Origin of the sequence: Nocardia sp. NPDC052566 (assembly GCF_044547285.1) — a bacterium.
GTDB lineage: Bacteria > Actinomycetota > Actinomycetes > Mycobacteriales > Mycobacteriaceae > Nocardia.
Genome location: NZ_JBIUAF010000007.1, coordinates 354,442 through 372,285, shown reverse-complemented (window position 1 = coordinate 372,285; position 17,844 = coordinate 354,442). Strand labels below are relative to the sequence as shown.

The 17,844-nt window shown below is 67.5% G+C and carries 17 protein-coding genes and 1 riboswitch; of the genes, 5 read left to right on the top strand and 12 right to left on the bottom strand.

The genetic code is table 11. The features are described 5' to 3' along the window. Position 1 precedes the first annotated feature (1 nt). From kdpB to ACIG5A_RS36395, 4 genes are all read left to right on the top strand, one after another. A complete protein-coding gene (gene kdpB / locus ACIG5A_RS36410) occupies positions 2-2,158 on the top strand; it encodes a potassium-transporting ATPase subunit KdpB (RefSeq protein WP_397248681.1) in 2,157 nt (718 codons plus the stop codon). Between the two features lies 1 nt (position 2,159). Then, positions 2,160-3,077, top strand: coding sequence for a potassium-transporting ATPase subunit C (locus ACIG5A_RS36405; RefSeq protein ID WP_397248679.1), 918 nt, complete (start codon positions 2,160-2,162; stop codon positions 3,075-3,077). 208 nt (positions 3,078-3,285) lie between these two features. After that, positions 3,286-3,663: a type II toxin-antitoxin system RelE/ParE family toxin gene (locus ACIG5A_RS36400; RefSeq protein ID WP_397248677.1), complete on the top strand. Its 378-nt coding sequence runs from the start codon at positions 3,286-3,288 to the stop codon at positions 3,661-3,663. Beyond that, positions 3,660-3,980, top strand: coding sequence for a helix-turn-helix domain-containing protein (locus ACIG5A_RS36395; RefSeq protein ID WP_397248675.1), 321 nt, complete (start codon positions 3,660-3,662; stop codon positions 3,978-3,980). The genes ACIG5A_RS36400 and ACIG5A_RS36395 overlap by 4 nt, the downstream gene beginning before the upstream one ends. 9 nt (positions 3,981-3,989) lie before the next feature. On the opposite strand, the gene ACIG5A_RS36390 is transcribed toward ACIG5A_RS36395, so the two are convergent. From ACIG5A_RS36390 to ACIG5A_RS36350, 9 genes are all read right to left on the bottom strand, one after another. After that, complete coding sequence (locus ACIG5A_RS36390) at positions 3,990-5,078, bottom strand: winged helix DNA-binding domain-containing protein (RefSeq protein WP_397248673.1); 1,089 nt, start codon at positions 5,076-5,078, stop codon at positions 3,990-3,992. A gap of 44 nt (positions 5,079-5,122) precedes the next feature. Beyond that, the gene (locus ACIG5A_RS36385) at positions 5,123-6,676 is read right to left on the bottom strand and encodes a PstS family phosphate ABC transporter substrate-binding protein (RefSeq protein ID WP_397248671.1); all 1,554 of its coding nucleotides are present in this window, start codon (positions 6,674-6,676) and stop codon (positions 5,123-5,125) included. Positions 6,677-6,763: 87 nt separating this feature from the next. Continuing rightward, positions 6,764-7,822: a PHP domain-containing protein gene (locus ACIG5A_RS36380; protein WP_397248669.1), complete on the bottom strand. Its 1,059-nt coding sequence runs from the start codon at positions 7,820-7,822 to the stop codon at positions 6,764-6,766. Positions 7,823-7,827: 5 nt separating this feature from the next. After that, positions 7,828-8,409 carry a dihydrofolate reductase family protein gene (locus ACIG5A_RS36375; RefSeq protein WP_397248667.1) on the bottom strand — a complete coding sequence of 194 codons (582 nt, stop codon included), beginning with the start codon at positions 8,407-8,409 and terminating at the stop codon, positions 7,828-7,830. Positions 8,410-8,538: 129 nt separating this feature from the next. Continuing rightward, positions 8,539-9,411 (bottom strand): bifunctional DNA-formamidopyrimidine glycosylase/DNA-(apurinic or apyrimidinic site) lyase, encoded by an 873-nt coding sequence (mutM, locus tag ACIG5A_RS36370; protein ID WP_397248665.1) that lies wholly within the window; start codon positions 9,409-9,411, stop codon positions 8,539-8,541. A 1-nt stretch (position 9,412) separates the two neighbouring features. After that, on the bottom strand, positions 9,413-10,132 hold the full coding sequence (gene rnc, locus ACIG5A_RS36365; protein ID WP_397248663.1) for a ribonuclease III: 720 nt from the start codon (positions 10,130-10,132) through the stop codon (positions 9,413-9,415). A 22-nt stretch (positions 10,133-10,154) separates the two neighbouring features. Beyond that, the gene (gene rpmF, locus ACIG5A_RS36360) at positions 10,155-10,337 is read right to left on the bottom strand and encodes a 50S ribosomal protein L32 (protein ID WP_014987105.1); all 183 of its coding nucleotides are present in this window, start codon (positions 10,335-10,337) and stop codon (positions 10,155-10,157) included. Positions 10,338-10,339: 2 nt separating this feature from the next. Beyond that, positions 10,340-10,993: a YceD family protein gene (locus tag ACIG5A_RS36355; RefSeq protein WP_397249439.1), complete on the bottom strand. Its 654-nt coding sequence runs from the start codon at positions 10,991-10,993 to the stop codon at positions 10,340-10,342. 107 nt (positions 10,994-11,100) lie between these two features. After that, the gene (locus ACIG5A_RS36350; protein ID WP_397249437.1) at positions 11,101-11,847 is read right to left on the bottom strand and encodes a DivIVA domain-containing protein; all 747 of its coding nucleotides are present in this window, start codon (positions 11,845-11,847) and stop codon (positions 11,101-11,103) included. Positions 11,848-12,248: 401 nt separating this feature from the next. On the opposite strand from ACIG5A_RS36350, the gene ACIG5A_RS36345 reads away from it, so the two are divergent. Beyond that, positions 12,249-12,761 (top strand): GtrA family protein, encoded by a 513-nt coding sequence (locus ACIG5A_RS36345; RefSeq protein ID WP_397248661.1) that lies wholly within the window; start codon positions 12,249-12,251, stop codon positions 12,759-12,761. 73 nt (positions 12,762-12,834) lie between these two features. On the opposite strand, the gene coaD is transcribed toward ACIG5A_RS36345, so the two are convergent. Genes coaD through ACIG5A_RS36330 form a run of 3 tightly spaced genes read right to left on the bottom strand, consistent with a single transcriptional unit; the run spans position 12,835 to position 17,315 of the window. Continuing rightward, the gene (coaD, locus tag ACIG5A_RS36340; protein WP_397248659.1) at positions 12,835-13,320 is read right to left on the bottom strand and encodes a pantetheine-phosphate adenylyltransferase; all 486 of its coding nucleotides are present in this window, start codon (positions 13,318-13,320) and stop codon (positions 12,835-12,837) included. Positions 13,321-13,323: 3 nt separating this feature from the next. Continuing rightward, positions 13,324-13,914: a 16S rRNA (guanine(966)-N(2))-methyltransferase RsmD gene (gene rsmD / locus ACIG5A_RS36335; RefSeq protein ID WP_397248657.1), complete on the bottom strand. Its 591-nt coding sequence runs from the start codon at positions 13,912-13,914 to the stop codon at positions 13,324-13,326. Continuing rightward, complete coding sequence (locus tag ACIG5A_RS36330) at positions 13,911-17,315, bottom strand: pyruvate carboxylase (RefSeq protein ID WP_397248655.1); 3,405 nt, start codon at positions 17,313-17,315, stop codon at positions 13,911-13,913. The genes rsmD and ACIG5A_RS36330 overlap by 4 nt, the downstream gene beginning before the upstream one ends. Positions 17,316-17,532: 217 nt before the next feature. Continuing rightward, positions 17,533-17,746: riboswitch (cobalamin riboswitch) on the top strand. Positions 17,747-17,844: the final 98 nt, after the last annotated feature.

Below are 17,844 nucleotides of genomic sequence, written 5' to 3'. Positions count from 1 at the left end.
AATGACCAGTCCCACTATCGAAAAGACCAATCCGGTCGGGCCCGGCCACAAGCCCGAACATCGGGGCAAGGGCGTACGCAAGGGCGCGCTCGACCCCAAGATGCTGCTGACCTCGCTGCCCGACGCGGTGCGCAAACTCGATCCGCGCACCATGTGGCGCAACCCGGTGATGCTCATCGTGGAGATCGGCGCGATCTGGTCGACCGTGCTCGCGCTGACCGAGCCGACCTTCTTCGCCTGGGCCATCGTCGTATGGCTGTGGCTCACCGTGATTTTCGCCAATCTCGCGGAAGCGGTGGCCGAGGGCCGGGGCAAGGCGCAGGCGGACACCCTGCGCAAGGCCAAGACCGACACCGTCGCCCGGCGGCTCGTCGAATGGTCGCCCGGTGCGCGGGTGGTCGAGGAGAAGGTCGGCGCACCGGATCTGCGCCGCGGCGATCACGTCGTCGTCGAGGCCGGACAGGTCATCCCCGGCGACGGCGATGTCGTGGAAGGCATTGCCTCGGTGGACGAATCGGCCATCACCGGTGAATCCGCGCCGGTGATCCGGGAATCCGGCGGCGACCGCTCGGCGGTCACCGGCGGCACCACGGTGCTGTCCGACCGCATCGTCGTCAAGATCACCCAGGAGCCCGGCCAGAGCTTCATCGACAAGATGATCGCGCTCGTCGAGGGCGCGAGCAGGCAGAAGACGCCCAACGAGATCGCACTCAACATCCTGCTCGCGGCACTGACCATCATCTTCGTCTTCGCGGTGACCACACTGCAGCCGCTGGCGATCTTCTCGAAGTCGAACAACCCCGGCGTGCCGGACAGTTCGGCGCTCGACGTCAACGGCATCACCGGCATCGTGATGGTCTCGCTGCTGGTCTGCCTTATCCCGACCACCATCGGCGCGCTGCTCTCGGCCATCGGCATCGCGGGCATGGACCGCCTGGTGCAGCGCAATGTGCTCGCCATGTCCGGGCGCGCGGTCGAGGCCGCCGGCGATGTGAACACGCTGCTGCTCGACAAGACCGGCACCATCACCCTCGGCAACCGGCAGGCCTCGGAATTCGTACCGGTACCCGGTGTATCCAAGGACGAATTGGCCGACGCCGCACAGCTTTCCAGCCTCGCGGACGAGACGCCGGAGGGTCGCTCCATCGTGGTGTACGCCAAGCAGGCCTACGGGCTGCGCGAGCGCACGCCCGGTGAGCTGACGCACGCGCACTGGGTGGAGTTCACCGCGCAGACCCGGATGTCCGGTGTCGACGTGGACGGGCGGCAGCTGCGCAAGGGTGCGGCCAGCGCCGTTACCGAATGGATTCGGGCACAGGGCGGTACGGTGCCCGCCGAACTGGGCGCCGCCGTCGACGGCATCTCCGCCGCCGGTGGCACGCCACTGGTCGTCGGCGAGGTGGTGGACGGAAAAGCCAAGGTGCTCGGCGTCATTCACCTCAAGGACGTCGTGAAGCAGGGCATGCGTGAGCGTTTCGACGAGATGCGCAGGATGGGCATCCGCACCGTCATGATCACCGGCGACAATCCGTTGACCGCCAAGGCGATCGCCGACGAGGCGGGCGTGGACGACTTCCTCGCCGAGGCCACTCCGGAGGACAAGCTCGCGCTGATCAAGAAGGAGCAGGACGGCGGCCGCCTCGTCGCGATGACCGGTGACGGCACCAACGACGCCCCCGCGCTCGCCCAGGCCGACGTCGGCGTCGCGATGAACACCGGCACCTCGGCGGCCAAAGAAGCGGGCAATATGGTCGATCTGGATTCGGATCCGACCAAGCTGATCGAGATCGTCGAGATCGGCAAACAGCTGCTCATCACCCGCGGCGCGCTGACCACCTTCTCCATCGCCAACGACATCGCCAAGTACTTCGCCATCATTCCGGCGCTGTTCGTCGCGCTGTTCCCCGGCCTGGACGCGCTGAACATCATGCGGCTGGCCAGCCCGCAGTCGGCGATCCTGTCGGCGGTCATCTTCAACGCGATCATCATCGTGGCGCTGATCCCGCTGGCGCTGCGCGGTGTCAATTATCGGCCCTCCAACGCGTCGAAGTTGTTGAGCCGCAACCTGACGATCTACGGCCTCGGCGGCATCGTCGCGCCGTTCATCGGCATCAAGCTCATCGACCTCGTCGTCCAACTCCTCCCCGGGATGTCCTGATATGCGTATGTCAACTTGGATCCGGCAGCACCTTGCCGCGCTGCGTGCGCTGCTCGTGCTCACCGTGATCACCGGAATCGTCTATCCGGTGGCGGTTTTCGCGATCGGGCAGATCCCCGGCCTGAAGGACAAGGCCGACGGCTCGCTGCTCACCGTCGACGGAAAGGTGGTGGGCAGCAGCCTGATCGGCCAGCCGTTCACCGACACCGAGGGCAAGGTGCTGGTGCAGTACTTCCAGAGCCGCCCGTCGGCGGCGGGTGAGCTCAGCGAGGGCGCCGGCAACGGCTACAACCCGCTGACCACCTCTGCGTCCAACCTCGGCCCGGAGAGCATCGTCGACTCGTTCAGCAGGGACGAGGACAACAAGCTGGTGACCAAGGCGAGCCTGCTCACCACCGTGTGCACCCGGAGCAAGGAGGTCGGCGACCGCGAAGGGGTCGACGGCGCCCGCCCGTTCTGCACGAAAGACGGTGTCGGCGCGGTGCTCTCGGTGATCGGGCCGCGCGAGGCCGACGGTGAGGTGGCGCATCCGGTCAAGGTGGTCAGCGTCAACCAGCTGTGCCCCGCGCAGCCGTTCCTCGGCACCTACAAGGGTGTGCAGGTCGAGTGCGCGAAGGAGGGCGAGGACTACTCGGTGGGCCGCATCGTCCCGATCATCGGCGACGCCCCCGTCGACACCCCGGTGCCCACCGACGCCGTCACCGCGAGCGGCAGCGGCCTCGATCCGAACATCTCCCCGAGGTACGCCGACCTCCAGGTGGCCCGAATCGCCAAGACCCGCACCATCTCCGAGGACCAGGTCCGCGCGTTGGTCGAAGCCCACACCAGCGGCCGCACCCTGGGCTTCCTCGGCGAGCCCCGGGTGAATGTCCTGGAACTCAACCTCGACCTGGACCGCCGCTACCCGTTCCGCGGCTGACCCCGATCCAGTAAGCCGGAGGCTGCCTTCATCCCACCGATGAAGGCAGCCTTCCGCGTTTCCCGCCTCCCCGGCAACCTGCGTCGTACGACAGATAGCGCTTGCCTTCGTTTGTTGTCAATAGCTCCCTCTAGGCTCTGAGCTCAGTCAATAGATCATCCACATTAAAGAATATCCTTGAATTCGAGACGTGGGGGAGGTACCGTCAATGAACGAGTGGGAGATCCTGATCACCGACGAGGTAGAGCAATTCCTTGATGGGATATACGAGACCGATCGCTACACACACAAACTGGTAAACCAGGCGATCCTCATGCTGGAACAAAACGGGCCATGCTTAGGTCGCCCACTCGTCGACAGCATCGTCGGATCGCAGATCGCGAATCTGAAGGAACTGCGGCCGGGATCCGCAGGCAACAGCGAGATCCGGATCCTGTTCGCCTTCGACCCATGGCGATCGGCAATCCTGCTGGTGGCCGGAGACAAAGCGGGCAGGTGGCAACAGTGGTATTCCGAGGCGATACCACACGCCGAGCAGCTGTATCAAGCGTATCTACTAGAGCGAGAACAGGAGTCGCAACCATGAGCGCTCATCGTCGCTGGCGCGACACCAAACACCTCCACCGTGCCATCGAGACCGCTGGCGGTCCCGAACGCTTCGAAGAGGAGGTCGGTCGCCTCAATGACCAAGCCCAGGGCTGGCGACTGGCGGAATTGCGAAAGCATCGCAGCCTCACCCAGGGCCAGGTGGCCAGCATGATGGGGGTCTCGATCGCCCGTGTCTCCCAGATCGAACAGGGTGAGGTATCGACCCGTGAGGTACTCAAACGGTACGTGGCGGCCCTGGGTGGCGAGCTCAAGCTCGTTGCCGATTTCGGCGATGAGCAGTTGCAGGTGGGCTGAACGCACAGCTCAGGGGTTGATTACGATCGTGCCCGTTTCACCCGGTGCGATAAAGGACAACAGGCGCTGAGCCTCGGCCAGAACGGCAGTCTCGTCGGCGGAAGACAGTAGGTGCCACGGGGTGATGCGGATGGTCGTGCCGTCAAGATCCCAACGGCCGTGGACGAAGCCGTCGACCAGGTACATCGGCACGCCTGCTGAGGCGATCTTGTTTATGCGGGCTCGGTCCTCGTCGCTGATCACCCTGGCGCGGTCCTTGTGGCCGAGCAGGGCGTTGTCGAAGGCGGGCAGGAAGCGCACGGGGACAGGGAGATCCGGGTCCGCGATGGGGGCGTCGGGCAGGTCGAAGAGCTCCTTGCCCGCCTCGTTGCGGAACACCCGCAGCCGAGGGCGCAACCGCGCGACGACCTCGGCCAGCTTGGTGACACCGGCCCACGCCTGGACGTCGGCGACGGTCGCCGGTCCGAAGGCCGCGAGATAGCGCAGGATCAGGGCCTCCGGATCCGGTGCGGTGTCCATCGGCAGGCCGGTCCATTCCTCGGCGATCGCGATGGTGACCGCGCGGTTGCGCCACGCGCCCCACGCACCACTGTCCGGCCCGTGCGCCATCGGCACCATGACCTCCACCGATTCGGCGAGGCGGCGGACGTGCCGGTCCGGAAAGTGCTCGGCCAGCTCACGGCCGAGTTGAGCACGCGTCAGCAACCGCCCACTCAGCAGCTCGCGACCCTTCACCGCGAGCGCGTCCAGGTCGATCCCCTCGATCTCGTCGCGGTAATACGCCGCCTGGAGCGCGGCATGCACGGCAGGGCGCACGGTGGGGCGCAGCCAGCGGAAGTCGTCGGCGTCGGCCAGGTGCACGGTGCGCCGGATCATGGTGGAGCGCACCACTTTCCGGTCACGCAGCAGCGCAGCGAGGTCGTCGCGCCGGAAATGCGCCAAGCGCGCCCACAGCCCGACATAGGGCCAGTTCGGCTCCTGCCCCTGCACGGCGACCAGGTGCCGCACCAGCTCGAACGGGGTCATCTCGACCCGCTCCACCAACTTCTGGCGTAGCAGTAAGGTGCGATTGAGCTGATGCAGGGACAGAACCGTCATTGCTCCATCCTGGTGTAGACCACCGACAGGTTTCCGGCACGCCCCTACGGCTCGGGCAGGCAGCGCGCCGGATCGGGCAGCTCGCCACACGGCGCGTTGCCGTGCGCGCGCAGCACATCCTTGCCGGTCTGATTGGTCAGGAAGTGCAGGAAGCCGGCGGCGAGCGAGTCGCCGGGCAGCTCGCCGTTGCTGTAGGCATACTCCACACCCCAGAAGGGATAGGTGCGGTTGATCGCCGCGTCGCGACCGGCGGTGACGCCGTCGATGGCGACGGTCGGCAGGTCCGCCTGCACCGCCTCGGAGAATTCGGAATAGCCGATGGCGCCGGAGATATCGCCGACCGCCTTCTGCATATCCTTGGTCACCTGCGCGTCGCAGTGCGCGGCCTCCGTCCGTGGGGTGTCTTTGATGGCGGTGCAGCTCACGTGCGGGCGATCCGGTTGCGCGCCGTCGAGCAGCCTGCGCTCGAACGTCCGCCTGGTGCCGGATCCCGGAATCCGATTGACCAGCACCACCGGCTGATCGGGGCCGCCGACCTCGCGCCAGTTCGTCACCCGCCCCTGGTAGAGGTCCTGGATCTGGCGCACGGTAAGACTCCGCACGCCGACGCTCTTGTTGACGATCATCGTGAACAGCGACAGCGCCAGCGGCCGGTACACCAGCGCCGGATATCCGGTGCCCTTCGAACCGTCGCTGATCGTGAGCAGACCCGGATTGTCCTTGCCCTCCTCGGCCAGCCGGTCCAGCCCGCGCTCGGTGCCCTCGAAGCCGAACGCGAATTCCGCTCCGGTGCAGCGCTTCCGGTACTGCTCGGCGGCCTCGGTGACCACCGAGGAGAAGGCCGACGATCCCACCACCGTCAGCTTCCCGGTGGCGCAGTCCAGCGGAGTCGGCGACGGTGCGAGCGCGGCGACGGCGTACTGGACGACGATCACCGAAACCAGAAATGCCGTGAGCGCCACCATCACTCGCGAAACACCGGTGCGGCTCTGCGTTTCGGTGACCCGCCCGCCCTTGATCCCGCCGCGCAGCACCGGCGCCGGATAATCCTCGGTGCCGTCGGAGCGCTGCAGGATGGCCAGGATCTTGTAGTGATCGCGCCGGTTCAGCGGCACCTTGGGCAGATCGATCACGCCGATATGCCCGGAAGTGTCCTCCCGCACCGCGATTCCCGCATGCCGGTCCAGGCTGTCGGCCAAGCCGGAGTCGCTCAGTTCGGTCACCGCCATGCCGATCACCCTGCGGCCCGGAAAGTGCAGATGCAGACCGACCCGGCCCGTATCGGGTGCGCTGTAATCGTGCGTATCGATCGGGGTCGAACCGCTGTTCTCGATCCGGACCAGCACGACCGACAGGTCGGTCAGCGCCGGGCTCGAACCATCGATATCGGGACGCAACTGCGGCAGCACACCGGGAAACACCGACTCGATCTCACCGGTGACCGGAGTGTCCATCTGCACGCGGTAGCCGATCCGCCTGCGACCGACGAAGACGAACTCCCACAGGAAGGCGATGATCGGCACCGCGATACCGATGAGCGCCAGCATGATTTCGACCGGAAACCCACCCACCAGTTGATCCACTCCCCAATTCGCCACTGCTGGCACCATTCTGCGGCGCGAACCGCCGCCCACACGCCGGCGGCGTCAGTGTTGGACAACAGTTAACCGCACGGCCACCTGTGCTCAGGAATGCGATTTCGTCCAGGCGAGCAGCTCATCGAGCGGCAGGGTATTGATGATCCGTTCCGGCACAACACCATTCGCCACGGCGCGCTCGCACCCGTAGCCCTGCCAATCCAGCTGGCCCGGCGCGTGCGCGTCGGTGTCGACGGCGAATTCACAGCCCATCTCGACCGCGAGCCGCAGTAATCGCGAGGGCGGGTCGCGGCGCTCGGGCCTGCTGTTGATCTCGACGGCGGTGCCGTAGGTGCGGCAGGCCTCGAAGACCACCTCGGCGTCGAAGCTGGACTCCGGCCGCGTGCCGCGCTCCCCTTCCACGAGGCGACCGGTGCAGTGTCCCAGCACATCCACGTTCGGGTTGGCCACCGCGTACACCATCCGCCGCGTCATCGTCTCGCTGTCGTCGCGCAGATGCGAGTGCACGCTGGCCACCACGATGTCGAGTTCGGCGAGCAGATCGGCCCGCTGGTCCAGCTTTCCGGTGTCGAGGATGTCCACCTCGATGCCGGTCAGAATCCGGAACGGCGCCAACTGCTCGTTCAGCTTCGCGACCACGTCGAGCTGGCGGCGCAACCGGTCGGCCGAAAGCCCGTTGGCGACGGTCAATCTCGGCGAGTGGTCGGTGAGCGCGCAGTATTCGTGCCCCAATGCCGCTGCGACGCCCATCATTTCGGTAATCGGGCTGCCGCCGTCGGACCAGTCGGAGTGGGTGTGCAGATCACCGCGCAGCAGCGAGCGCAACGGCTTGCCCGGCACACCGATGGGTTGCGCGGCCTTGCGCAGTTCGACCAGATACTCCGGCACCGCACCGGAATACGCCTGCTCGATCACCGCCGCCGTCTTCGGCCCGATGCCCGCGATCTCGCGCCAGCTGTGCGACTCGCGATGCGCCGCACGCTCATCCGCGGGCAGCGCCGCCACGATGTCGGCGGCGCGCCGGTAGGCCTTGACCCGATGCGTCTGCGCCCGTGACCGTTCCAGCCAGAAGCCGATCTCGCGCAGCGCCTCCACCGGCCCCGGCACTGCGGCGGGGTCCGGTGTGGTCGAATCGTGGCCTGCCACGGTGGTTATCGAATCCTGCTGTACTTCACGAAGGCCACGCCGTCCTCGAAGATCCGGCTGGTGATCACCCGGAATCGGGCCGCCTCCGGCAGCCGCGGCCCGGCACCGAACAGTGAACGACCGCGGCCGAGCACGATCGGATACAGCTTCAGGAAGATCTGATCGATCTCCGGCAGCAGCACCTGTGCCAGTTCACCACCGCCGCACAACCAGATCCCGAGGCCCTTCTCGCGCTTGAGTTCTCGCACCGTCGACAGCGGATCCCCGGTGATCAATTCCACCGCCGGGTCGGGCGACTCGGGCAGTGTGGTCGACACCACGAACTGCCGCAGATGCGCATACGGGCTCGACGTGCCGGTGCGCACACCGAAATCGTGGGTCTTGCGCCCCATCAGCACGGTGTCGAAGTTGGCGTTGCGTTTATCGATGCCGAGTGCCTCGCGCACCTTCGTCGGCAGGGTTTCCGGGTACAGCGCGGTGATGGCCGGACCGTGATCACCCCCTACCGGGAAGAAATCGACCGAGCCCTCCTCGGTGGCGATGAACCCATCGATGGTCGATGCGACGTAGTAGGTGAGCTTGCGCATATGTCCTTCCTCCACGGCCGGCGTGACATCCCGGACCGCCTAGAAGAAACGGTAGCGTGCGCGAACTACCTCATGCAGTGTTTGACGGCGACGCTCCCGGCACCCTCCGTGGTCACGCTCCGCTGCCGCCTACGGGCGCGTCGCTCGCGCCGCGGGCTTCGGCTGGCAGCGCGGGCAGGAGTAGGACGAACGATTCATGAACTTCTCCCGCCGGATCGCCGCACCGCAGCGCCGGCAGGGTTCGTCCTCGCGTCCGTACACCGCGAGCGACCGCTCGAAGTAGCCGGACTGGCCGTTGACATTGACGTACAGCGCGTCGAACGAGGTGCCGCCCGCGGCGAGCGCCTCCCCCATGACGGCGCCGACCTCGGTGAGCAGCCCGTGCATCGCGGTCCTGCTGAGCCCGGAGGCGAGCCGCCCGCCGTGCAGCCCGGCCCGCCACAGCGATTCGTCGGCGTAGATATTGCCGACGCCGGAAAGGACGGATTGATCGAGCAGTACCCGTTTGATCTCGGTCTGCTTGGCGCGCAACGCCTTCACCGCGACGTCGGCATCGAACAGTGGATCCAGGGGATCACGCGCGATATGCGCGACCGGCTCCGGCACCATGGTGCCGTCCACCTCGAGCAACGGGGCGAGCTGCCAGCCGCCGAAGGTGCGCTGATCGACGAAGCGCAGCTCGGTATCATCGTCGAGCCCGGCCCGGATGTGCGCATGCTTTTCCGCGGGCGCGTCGACGGGCTGGACCAGCATCTGACCGCTCATCCCGAGATGAACGACCAGCGAGGTCTCCGGATCGTCGAAGGTGAGCCAAAGGTATTTGCCGCGCCGCTCGGCGGACGCGACCCGCAGGCCGGTCAGCCGGGCGGCCAGATCGGCGGCGCCCTCGAGGTGACGCCGCACCGACCGGGGATGGGTCACCACGACCGATTCGATGACGCGACCGACCACATGCTCGGCGAGTCCACGCCGGACGACCTCGACCTCGGGAAGTTCCGGCACGTCAGTTTTCGGCGGTCAGCGCCTGATAGGCGGCGCCCGCGGCCTTCTGCTCGGCTTCCTTCTTGGAGCGCCCGACGCCCTGACCGTAGCCACGGCCACCGATCACCGTCGTCGCGGTGAATTCCTTGTCGTGGTCCGGGCCCGTCGAGGTGATCTCGTAGCTGGGCACACCGAGGCCACGCTCGGCGGTGAGTTCCTGCAGGCTGGTCTTCCAGTCGAGCCCGGCGCCCATCCTGGGGCCACGTTCGAGCAGATCGGCGAACAGCCGCAGCACCACCTCGCGCGCGACATCGATGCCGTGCTGCAGATGCACGGCGCCGAGTAGCGACTCCATGCCGTCGGCGAGGATGCTCGGCTTGTCGCGGCCACCGGTGAGCTCTTCGCCCTTACCGAGCAGCAGATGCACACCGAGGCCGCCTTCGCCGAGCCCACGCGCCACCTCGGCGAGCGCGTGCATATTCACCACGCTCGCCCGCAGCTTGGCCAGTTCGCCCTCGGACTTGTCCGGGTGCTCGTGGTACAGCCGCTCGGTGATGCTGAGGCCGAGCACCGAGTCGCCCAGGAATTCCAGGCGCTCGTTGGTCGGCAGGCCGCCGTTCTCGTATGCGTACGACCGGTGCGTCAGCGCGAGCCGCAGCAGATCCGGGCGTAGCTCGACGCCGAGCGCGTCGAGCAGGCTCGCATGTGCACCGGACGAGTCGGATTCGTTCCCTGCGGTCACGTCGTTTACGACAGGTCGAACGTCAGACAGCTGCGGTGACCTGGCGGCCCTTGTAGGTGCCGCAGGACGGGCAGGCGATGTGCGGCAGGGTCTTCTCGCCACACGCCCGGTTCGGGCAGGTGATCAGGGTAGGCGCGGTGGCCTTCCACTGGCTGCGCCGCGACCTGGTGTTGGAACGGGACATCCGGCGCTTGGGAACGGCCACGACTACTTCTCCTCTGTCTTGCTTGCGAATTGGTCTCGGTCGGCTGCCGCCGTAGCGGGGCTGCCACTGCCGGGCGACTCGGTGGCGAACTTCGCCAACCCGGCCCAGCGAGGGTCAAGTATCTCATGCGAGTGCGCAGAACCCGCAATCGCCATCCGCACCCCGCATTCGGGGCACAGTCCCGGGCAGTCCGGGGTGCACAGCGGCTGCAACGGCAACTCGATGCCGATCGCGTCGATGATCACCGGTTCGAGGTCGATCGTGTCGTCCACCATGCGGTAGACCTCGTCGTCCTCGGTGGTCTGCTCGGTCGTACTGTCCGGATAGGCGAACAGTTCGGTGAGATACAGCTCGACGGAACCGGTGAACGGTTCGAGGCAGCGCGAGCACTCCCCCTCGGTCGGTGCGGACACCGTCCCGGTCACCAGCACACCCTCGGACACCGCCTGCAACTGCAGATCGAGATCGATCTCGGCGCCTGCGGGAATCGCGATGAGCTCCAGCCCCATCCGCTCGTTCACCGCGAAACTACGCCGCAGTTCACGCATGGTGCCCGGCCTGCGGCCGAGACTGCGCACGTCGAGCACGAAGGCCGCGTCCGGATTGCGGCGCGACGCCGCACGGGAGCGCGAGTCGGAACCGGAACCGGCGGACATGACGAACTCACTCACGTTTCGAGGGGAATGGGCAACCACTCAACAGTACGCGACGGCGGGTCACGGCCTCAAACCAACCCCTCGGAACCGAACGACGAGCGGTCGCGTCAGCGGCGGTAGTCGGCGGCGTAATCGGGCGCGCCCGCACCGGTGCGCAGCTGGTGACGGCCGCGGCCGACGGTGCGCAGGGTATTGCTGAGCGTCTCCTCGAAGTCGGCGAGCTTGGCGTCGACGTAGTCGTCACATTCCTCGCGCATCCGGTCCGACTCGGCGTGGGCGCCGTCGATGAGCCGCGCCGATTCGGCGTGCGCGGCGCGCACCACCTCGGTCTGCGCGACCAGCCTGGCCTGTTCGGCCTGACCTTCGGCGACGGAGCGATCGTAGGAGGTTTTGCCCGCCTCGATCATTCGATCGGCCTCGACCCTGGCCCGGCCGGTGACCTCCTCGAATTCGGCATTGCCGTCGGCGACCACGCGGTCGGCCTCGGCCTGCGCGGTGTTGACGAGGTGGTCGGCGTGCGCGCTGGCCTCGGCGACCATCCGGTCGGCGTGCGCCTTGGCGTCGGCGAGGATCCGGTCGGCCTCGTCGCGGGCCGAGCCGATGGTCTGTGCGGCCTGTTCGTTGGCACCGGTGACCGTCGACTCGGCGGCCGAGCGGGCGTCGGAGACGATCTTGTCGCGGTGATCGAGCACGTCCTGGGCGTCGTCGAGCTCACCGGGCAGCGCATCGCGCACGTCGTCGAGCAGTTCGAGCACATCGCCACGCGGCACGATGCAGCTGCGAGTCGGCGGGATGCCACGCGCCTCCTCGACGATGGCGACCAGCTCGTCGAGTGCTTCGAATACGCGATACATGCTCACTTACCCCACTCTCGGTGCAGATTCCGGGCGAAAACTCTCCGCCGTCGTCGCCCAGTGTGCCCCTCGTCACGGCTGGTGCCGAGTCATCGTCCGGTGTGTCGTGCCAGTGTCTCGCACACCACACAAATCAAGTGGAGGATCTGTCTCCGCTTCGTGTTAAATTCATTCATGAAGATCGAAACAGGATCTTCACGGAGTGCTCGCGAGCCCCCACCGGGGCCCGTGTGAGGTGAGGGAAGCCGACGGATCGAACAACTACCGCAGCGATTGACAAGTTTCGATTGTTCAGTAGATACTGAACACGCAGTACTTGAGGAACTCGAAGAGCCTGCGGGAAGCAAAGCGACAGCCATCGCTGTTGTTCGTACCGGAAGCTCGTGTTGATCGGAAGAACGATGACTGTCCTGGATATGCCACGATCGGCGGCCCTGTCGGCCACCAGCCCGTTCGTGCCTTGGGCTGGACCGGTCCCGGTGTTGTCGGCAGGGTCGTCGGCTCGGTTCGGGCAGCTGATGCAGTACCTGCGCGGCGATCGTGCGTTCGCCCAGCTCGTCCGCTTCGCACTGGTCGGCGGCTCGAGCAATGTCGCCTACGTGCTGCTGTTCTTCGCCTTCCACGGCATCGGCCCGCTGGTCGCCAATATCGCGGGCTCGATCGTCAGCACGGTGATCGCCAACGAGCTACACCGCCAGCTCACCTTCCACGCGACCGGCCGGGTCGGCTGGTTCACCGCGCAGTGGGAGGGCGGCGGCCTCGCGCTGGTCGGCCTCGGCATCAGCACCGCGGCGCTGGCCGGACTCGAAATCTGGGCACCCGGACTGGGCGGCGCCATGCAGGCGAGCGCGATCCTGGCCCTGACCGCGGCGGTCGGCGGGATGCGCTTCCTGGCCCTGCGCGGCCTGTTCTGAAACTTTCTATCTCAGCCCACAACGAATTCGCCCCGGCTCCAACGGAACCGGGGCGAATTCGTGTTCGGGGGCCTCAGGCTTTGCGTTCGGCCAGGCGGGCCATCAGGCGCTTGTGCACCGAGGGCGGGAGCATGTCGGTGACATCGCCGCCGAAGAACGCCACCTCTTTGACCAGCGAGCTGGACAGGAAGCTGAACGACGGGTTGGTGGCGATGAAGAAGGTGTCGACACCGGTGAGCTTCTTGTTCATCTGCGCCATCTGCAGCTCGTAGCCGAAATCGCTGGCATCGCGCAGACCCTTGACGATCGCGGTGATGCCCTGCTCCTTGGCGAAATCGACCGTCAGGCCGTACCAGGACTCCACCCGCACGTTCGGCAGATGCGCGGTGGCGTCGCGGAGCATCTCCATGCGTTCCTCGATGGTGAACATGCCCTGCTTGTTCTTGTTGATCGAGACGGTCACCACGACCTCGTCGAACTGGGCCGCGGCCCGATTGAATACGTCGACGTGTCCATTAGTCACCGGATCGAACGACCCGGGGCACAGCGCTCCAGCCATGGCTCAGACGGTATCAGGGGGCCGAATCGCCGCGTCATCCCGGCGAAACTCGGCGAGTTCGATGCGGGTCTCGCCGTATTTGCGCGGTTTCGCGGCGAGATAGCCGGCGGGCCAGACGATCTCGGCCGAGCGGATCGACCGCTCGACCACCACCAGCGCGTCGGGTGCCAGCCAGCCGTGCGCGGCGAGCAGCGTCAGATCGGTGATCACCGCGTCGGTGGTCACGTCGTAGGGCGGATCGGAGAACACCACGTCGAACTCCCCGGCGCCACCGAGCCCGAGCACGGTCGCCACCGCGCCGAGCCGCAGCTCGGCGCCGGGCAGGCCGAGGTCGGCGATATTGCCGCGAACGATGCCGGCGGCCTTGCGATCCGCCTCGACGAGCAGCGCGTGCGCGGCGCCGCGCGAGAGCGCCTCCAGGCCGAGTGCGCCCGACCCGGCGTACAGATCGAGCACCCTGGCGCCGTCCAGGTCGAGGCGCGCATCGATGGCGCTGAACAGCGCCTCGCGCACCCGATCGGAGGTCGGGCGGGTGCCGGCGGGCGGTACCCGCAGGCGCCGCCCGCCCGCGCTACCGGCGACGATGCGCGTCATTCTGCGGCGGCCTCGCGCACCGTCATCTCGATCAGCAGATCTCCGCCCTCGACCTGCTGCACCCGGCCGATGGCGACCCGGCCGACCACACCGGCGCGCGGCGCGGTGATCGCGGCCTCCATCTTCATCGCCTCGATGGTGCCGATGGTGTCACCCGCCGCGATCGAATCGCCTTCGGACACCGCAAGTGTCACCACGCCGGCGAACGGCGCGGCGATCTGGCCCGGGTTGGCCTTGTCCGCCTTCTCCGCCGCCGGAATCTCGCTGGCGATGGAGCGGTCGCGCACCGCGACCGGACGCAGCTGGCCGTTGAGGATGCACATCACCGTGCGCATACCGCGCTCGTCGGGCTCTGAGATGGCCTCGAGCCCGATGAGCAGGGTGACGCCCTTCTCCAACTGCACCCGGTGTTCCTCGCCGTGGCGCAGGCCGTAGAAGAACTGGTTGGCCGACAGCCCCGAGGTGTCGCCGTACTTCTCCTGGTGGGCAAGGAATTCGGCGGTGGGGCCGGGAAACAGCAAGCGGTTCAACGTCGCTCGGCGTTCGGCCGAGGTGCCCGCCAGTCCGGCCTCGTCCTCGGCGGTCAGCGGCGTCTCGGGCTTGGCGGCGCCGCGCCCGGCCAGCGCGCGGGTGCGGAACGGCTCGGGCCAGCCACCCGCGGGGGTACCGAGTTCGCCACGCAGGAAACCGATCACCGAATCCGGGATGTCGTAGCGGCCCGGATCGGCGGCGAAATCGTCGATGGGCACGCCGGTGCCGACCAGCGCGAGCGCCAGGTCGCCGACCACCTTCGAGGACGGGGTCACCTTCACCAGGCGGCCGAGGAGCCGGTCCGCCGCAGCGTATTTCGCCTCCACCTCCTCGAAGCGGTCACCGAGCCCGAGCGCGATCGCCTGCTGGCGCAGGTTCGACAACTGGCCGCCGGGAATCTCGTGGGTGTACACCCGGCCGGTCGGTGCGGGCAGACCGGATTCGAAGGGCGCGTACACCTTTCGCAGCGCCTCCCAGTACGGCTCCAGGTCGCAGACGTGCTCCAGGCTGATGCCGGTGTCGTATTCGCTGTTGGCCGCCGCCGCGACGATCGCGGAAAGTGCGGGCTGACTTGTGGTTCCGGCCATCGCGGCGCTGGCGCCGTCGACGGCGTCCGCCCCCGCCTGCCAGGCGGCCAGATAGGTGGCCAGCTGACCGCCCGGGGTGTCGTGGGTGTGCACGTGCACCGGCAGGTCGAAGTTGCTGCGCAGCGCGGTGACCAGCTTCGCGGCGGCCGGCGCGCGCAGCAGGCCCGCCATGTCCTTGATGGCGAGCACGTGCGCGCCCGCGTCGACGATCTGTTCCGCCAGCTTGAGGTAGTAGTCGAGGGTGTAGAGCGTCTCGTTCGGGTCGGCCAGGTCACCGGTGTAGCTCATCGCGACTTCCGCTATGGCCGTGCCGGTTTCGCGCACCGCGTCGATCGCCGGGCGCATCTGGTCGACGTTGTTGAGCGCGTCGAAGATGCGGAAGATATCGATACCGGTGCTGGTCGCCTCGGCGACGAAGGACCGCGTCACCTGTTCCGGGTAGGGCGTATAGCCGACGGTGTTGCGGCCGCGCAGCAGCATCTGCAGACAGATGTTCGGCACCGCCTCGCGCAGCGCCGCAAGCCGCTCCCACGGGTCCTCGTGCAGGAAGCGAAGCGCCACATCGTAAGTCGCGCCGCCCCAGGCCTCGATGGACAGCAGCTCGGGGGTCATCCTGGCGACATGCCCCGCGACGTCGAGCAGGCCGTTGGTGCGTACACGGGTGGCGAGCAGCGACTGGTGCGCGTCGCGGAAGGTGGTGTCGGTGACGCCGACCGCCTTCTGCTCGCGCAGCGCCGCCGCGAAACCCTCAGGGCCCAAACGCAACAGGCGCTGCCGCGATCCCGACGGCGGCGGCACCGTCAGGTCGATGGCGGGCAGTTTGTCGTGCGGGTAGAGCGTGGTCGGCCGCTCGCCGTGCGGCTTGTTCACGGTGATGTCGGCCAGGTAGTTGAGGATCTTGGTGCCGCGGTCGGCCGAGCCGCGCAGGGTCAGCAGCTGCGGGCGCTCGTCGATGAACGAGGTGGTGACCCGGCCCGCCTTGAAGTCGGGATCGTCGAGCACCGCGAGCAGGAACGGGATGTTGGTGGCGACACCGCGGATGCGGAACTCGGCGAGCGCGCGCCTGGCCCGCGCCGCCGCGGTGGCGAAGTCGCGGCCGCGGCAGGTCAGCTTCACCAGCATCGAGTCGAAGTAGGCGCCGATCTCCGCGCCGAGGTTGGCGCCGCCGTCGAGCCGGATGCCCGCGCCGCCCGGCGTGCGGTAGGCGGTGATGCGGCCGGTGTCGGGGCGGAAACCGTTGGCCGGATCCTCGGTGGTGATGCGGCACTGCAGCGCGGCGCCGCGAATGGTGACCGTCTCCTGGCTCAGGCCGAGCTGTTCGAGGGTCTCCCCCGCCGCGATGCGCAGCTGCGACTGCACCAGGTCGACATCGGTGATCTCCTCGGTCACCGTGTGCTCGACCTGGATGCGCGGGTTCATCTCGATGAAGACGTGGTTGCCGCGCTCGTCGAGCAGGAACTCGACCGTGCCAGCGCAGCTGTAGCCGATCTGCCGGGCGAAGGCCACGGCGTCGGCGCAAATGCGGTCGCGCAGTTCGGGATCCAGGTTCGGCGCGGGCGCGAGCTCGAGCACCTTCTGATGGCGGCGCTGCAGCGAACAGTCACGCTCGAACAGGTGCATGACATTGCCGTGCTGATCGGCCAGGATCTGCACCTCGATGTGGCGCGGGTTCACCACCGCCTGCTCGAGGAACACCGTCGGGTCACCGAACGCCGATTCCGCCTCGCGCGAGGCGGCCTCGATCGATTCGCGCAGCTGCTCGGGCTCGGCGACCCGGCGCATACCGCGACCGCCGCCGCCGGCGACCGCCTTCACGAAGATCGGGTAGTTCAGTTCCCGCGACGCCGCGAGCAGTTCGTCCACATCCGCCGACGGCGCGCTCGACCGCAGCACCGGCAGCCCGGCCGCCTTGGCCGCCGCGATGGCGCGCGCCTTGTTACCGGCCAGCTCGAGCACCTCGGCGGACGGGCCGATGAAGGTGATGCCCTCGCGGGCGCAGGCGGCCGCCAGGTCGGGGTTCTCGGACAGGAAGCCATAGCCCGGGTAGATGGCGTCGGCGCCCGCCGACTTCGCCGCCGCGACGATCGCCTCGATCGACAGATACGCCCGGACCGGGTGGCCCTGCTCGCCGATCTGATACGACTCGGCGGCCTTCAACCGGTGGACCGAATTGCGGTCCTCGTAGGGAAAGACCGCGACGGTCCCGATGCCGAGCTCATAGGCCGCGCGAAACGCGCGAATGGCGATCTCGCCGCGGTTGGCGACCAAGACTTTCGAGAACATTTGCCTAAGGTACCGCCCGCCGAAGGCCTCACGAACACGGAAGCCCCCTTCGCAGGAATCTTCACAACAAAGCTTGGCAGCGTTGCGAAGTTGTGTTTACCGGCGCGTCATCACCGGCGGCCGTTCGCGCCCCGCGGCCCGCGGCCCTATGCTGGACGACGCAGCTGGTTCACCGGTGCCGACGAGATGGAGCCCCTACGTCGCGTGATCGGAGTCGAACCCGCACACCCGCGAGGGTGCGCGAGTGAGAGGGAACCCGGTGGGAATCCGGGACTGTCCCGCAGCGGTATGCAGGAACGACAGCCGTCAACCATGCACTGGGCGTGAGCCTGGGAAGCGACGGCCAGTAGGACAAGCCCCGGCCTTGCCGGGGTCGGCCGACCGGCCGGTGCCCGCGAGTCCGAAGACCTGCCAGCCGTGCCGGAGACGACCGTTTCCGGCGGCCACCGCCTCGTGGATTGGGCGCGCGGACCCCAGTGTTGTTCGCCGGACTCGTCCCGGTGCCGGGCTCTTTTCGGCGTCTCGCTGG

Coding starts and splice junctions, on each gene's coding strand:
- ACIG5A_RS36375 (WP_397248667.1), bottom strand. CDS start 8,409: ATGCGCAAGCTCACCTACTACGTCGCATCGACCATCGATGGGTTCATC.
- ACIG5A_RS36330 (WP_397248655.1), bottom strand. CDS start 17,315: ATGTTCTCGAAAGTCTTGGTCGCCAACCGCGGCGAGATCGCCATTCGC.
- ACIG5A_RS36350 (WP_397249437.1), bottom strand. CDS start 11,847: ATGTATCGCGTATTCGAAGCACTCGACGAGCTGGTCGCCATCGTCGAG.
- rsmD (WP_397248657.1), bottom strand. CDS start 13,914: ATGACGCGCATCGTCGCCGGTAGCGCGGGCGGGCGGCGCCTGCGGGTA.
- kdpB (WP_397248681.1), top strand. CDS start 2: ATGACCAGTCCCACTATCGAAAAGACCAATCCGGTCGGGCCCGGCCAC.
- ACIG5A_RS36355 (WP_397249439.1), bottom strand. CDS start 10,993: ATGTCCGCCGGTTCCGGTTCCGACTCGCGCTCCCGTGCGGCGTCGCGC.
- ACIG5A_RS36405 (WP_397248679.1), top strand. CDS start 2,160: ATGCGTATGTCAACTTGGATCCGGCAGCACCTTGCCGCGCTGCGTGCG.
- coaD (WP_397248659.1), bottom strand. CDS start 13,320: ATGGCTGGAGCGCTGTGCCCCGGGTCGTTCGATCCGGTGACTAATGGA.
- ACIG5A_RS36395 (WP_397248675.1), top strand. CDS start 3,660: ATGAGCGCTCATCGTCGCTGGCGCGACACCAAACACCTCCACCGTGCC.
- ACIG5A_RS36400 (WP_397248677.1), top strand. CDS start 3,286: ATGAACGAGTGGGAGATCCTGATCACCGACGAGGTAGAGCAATTCCTT.
- ACIG5A_RS36345 (WP_397248661.1), top strand. CDS start 12,249: ATGACTGTCCTGGATATGCCACGATCGGCGGCCCTGTCGGCCACCAGC.
- ACIG5A_RS36390 (WP_397248673.1), bottom strand. CDS start 5,078: ATGACGGTTCTGTCCCTGCATCAGCTCAATCGCACCTTACTGCTACGC.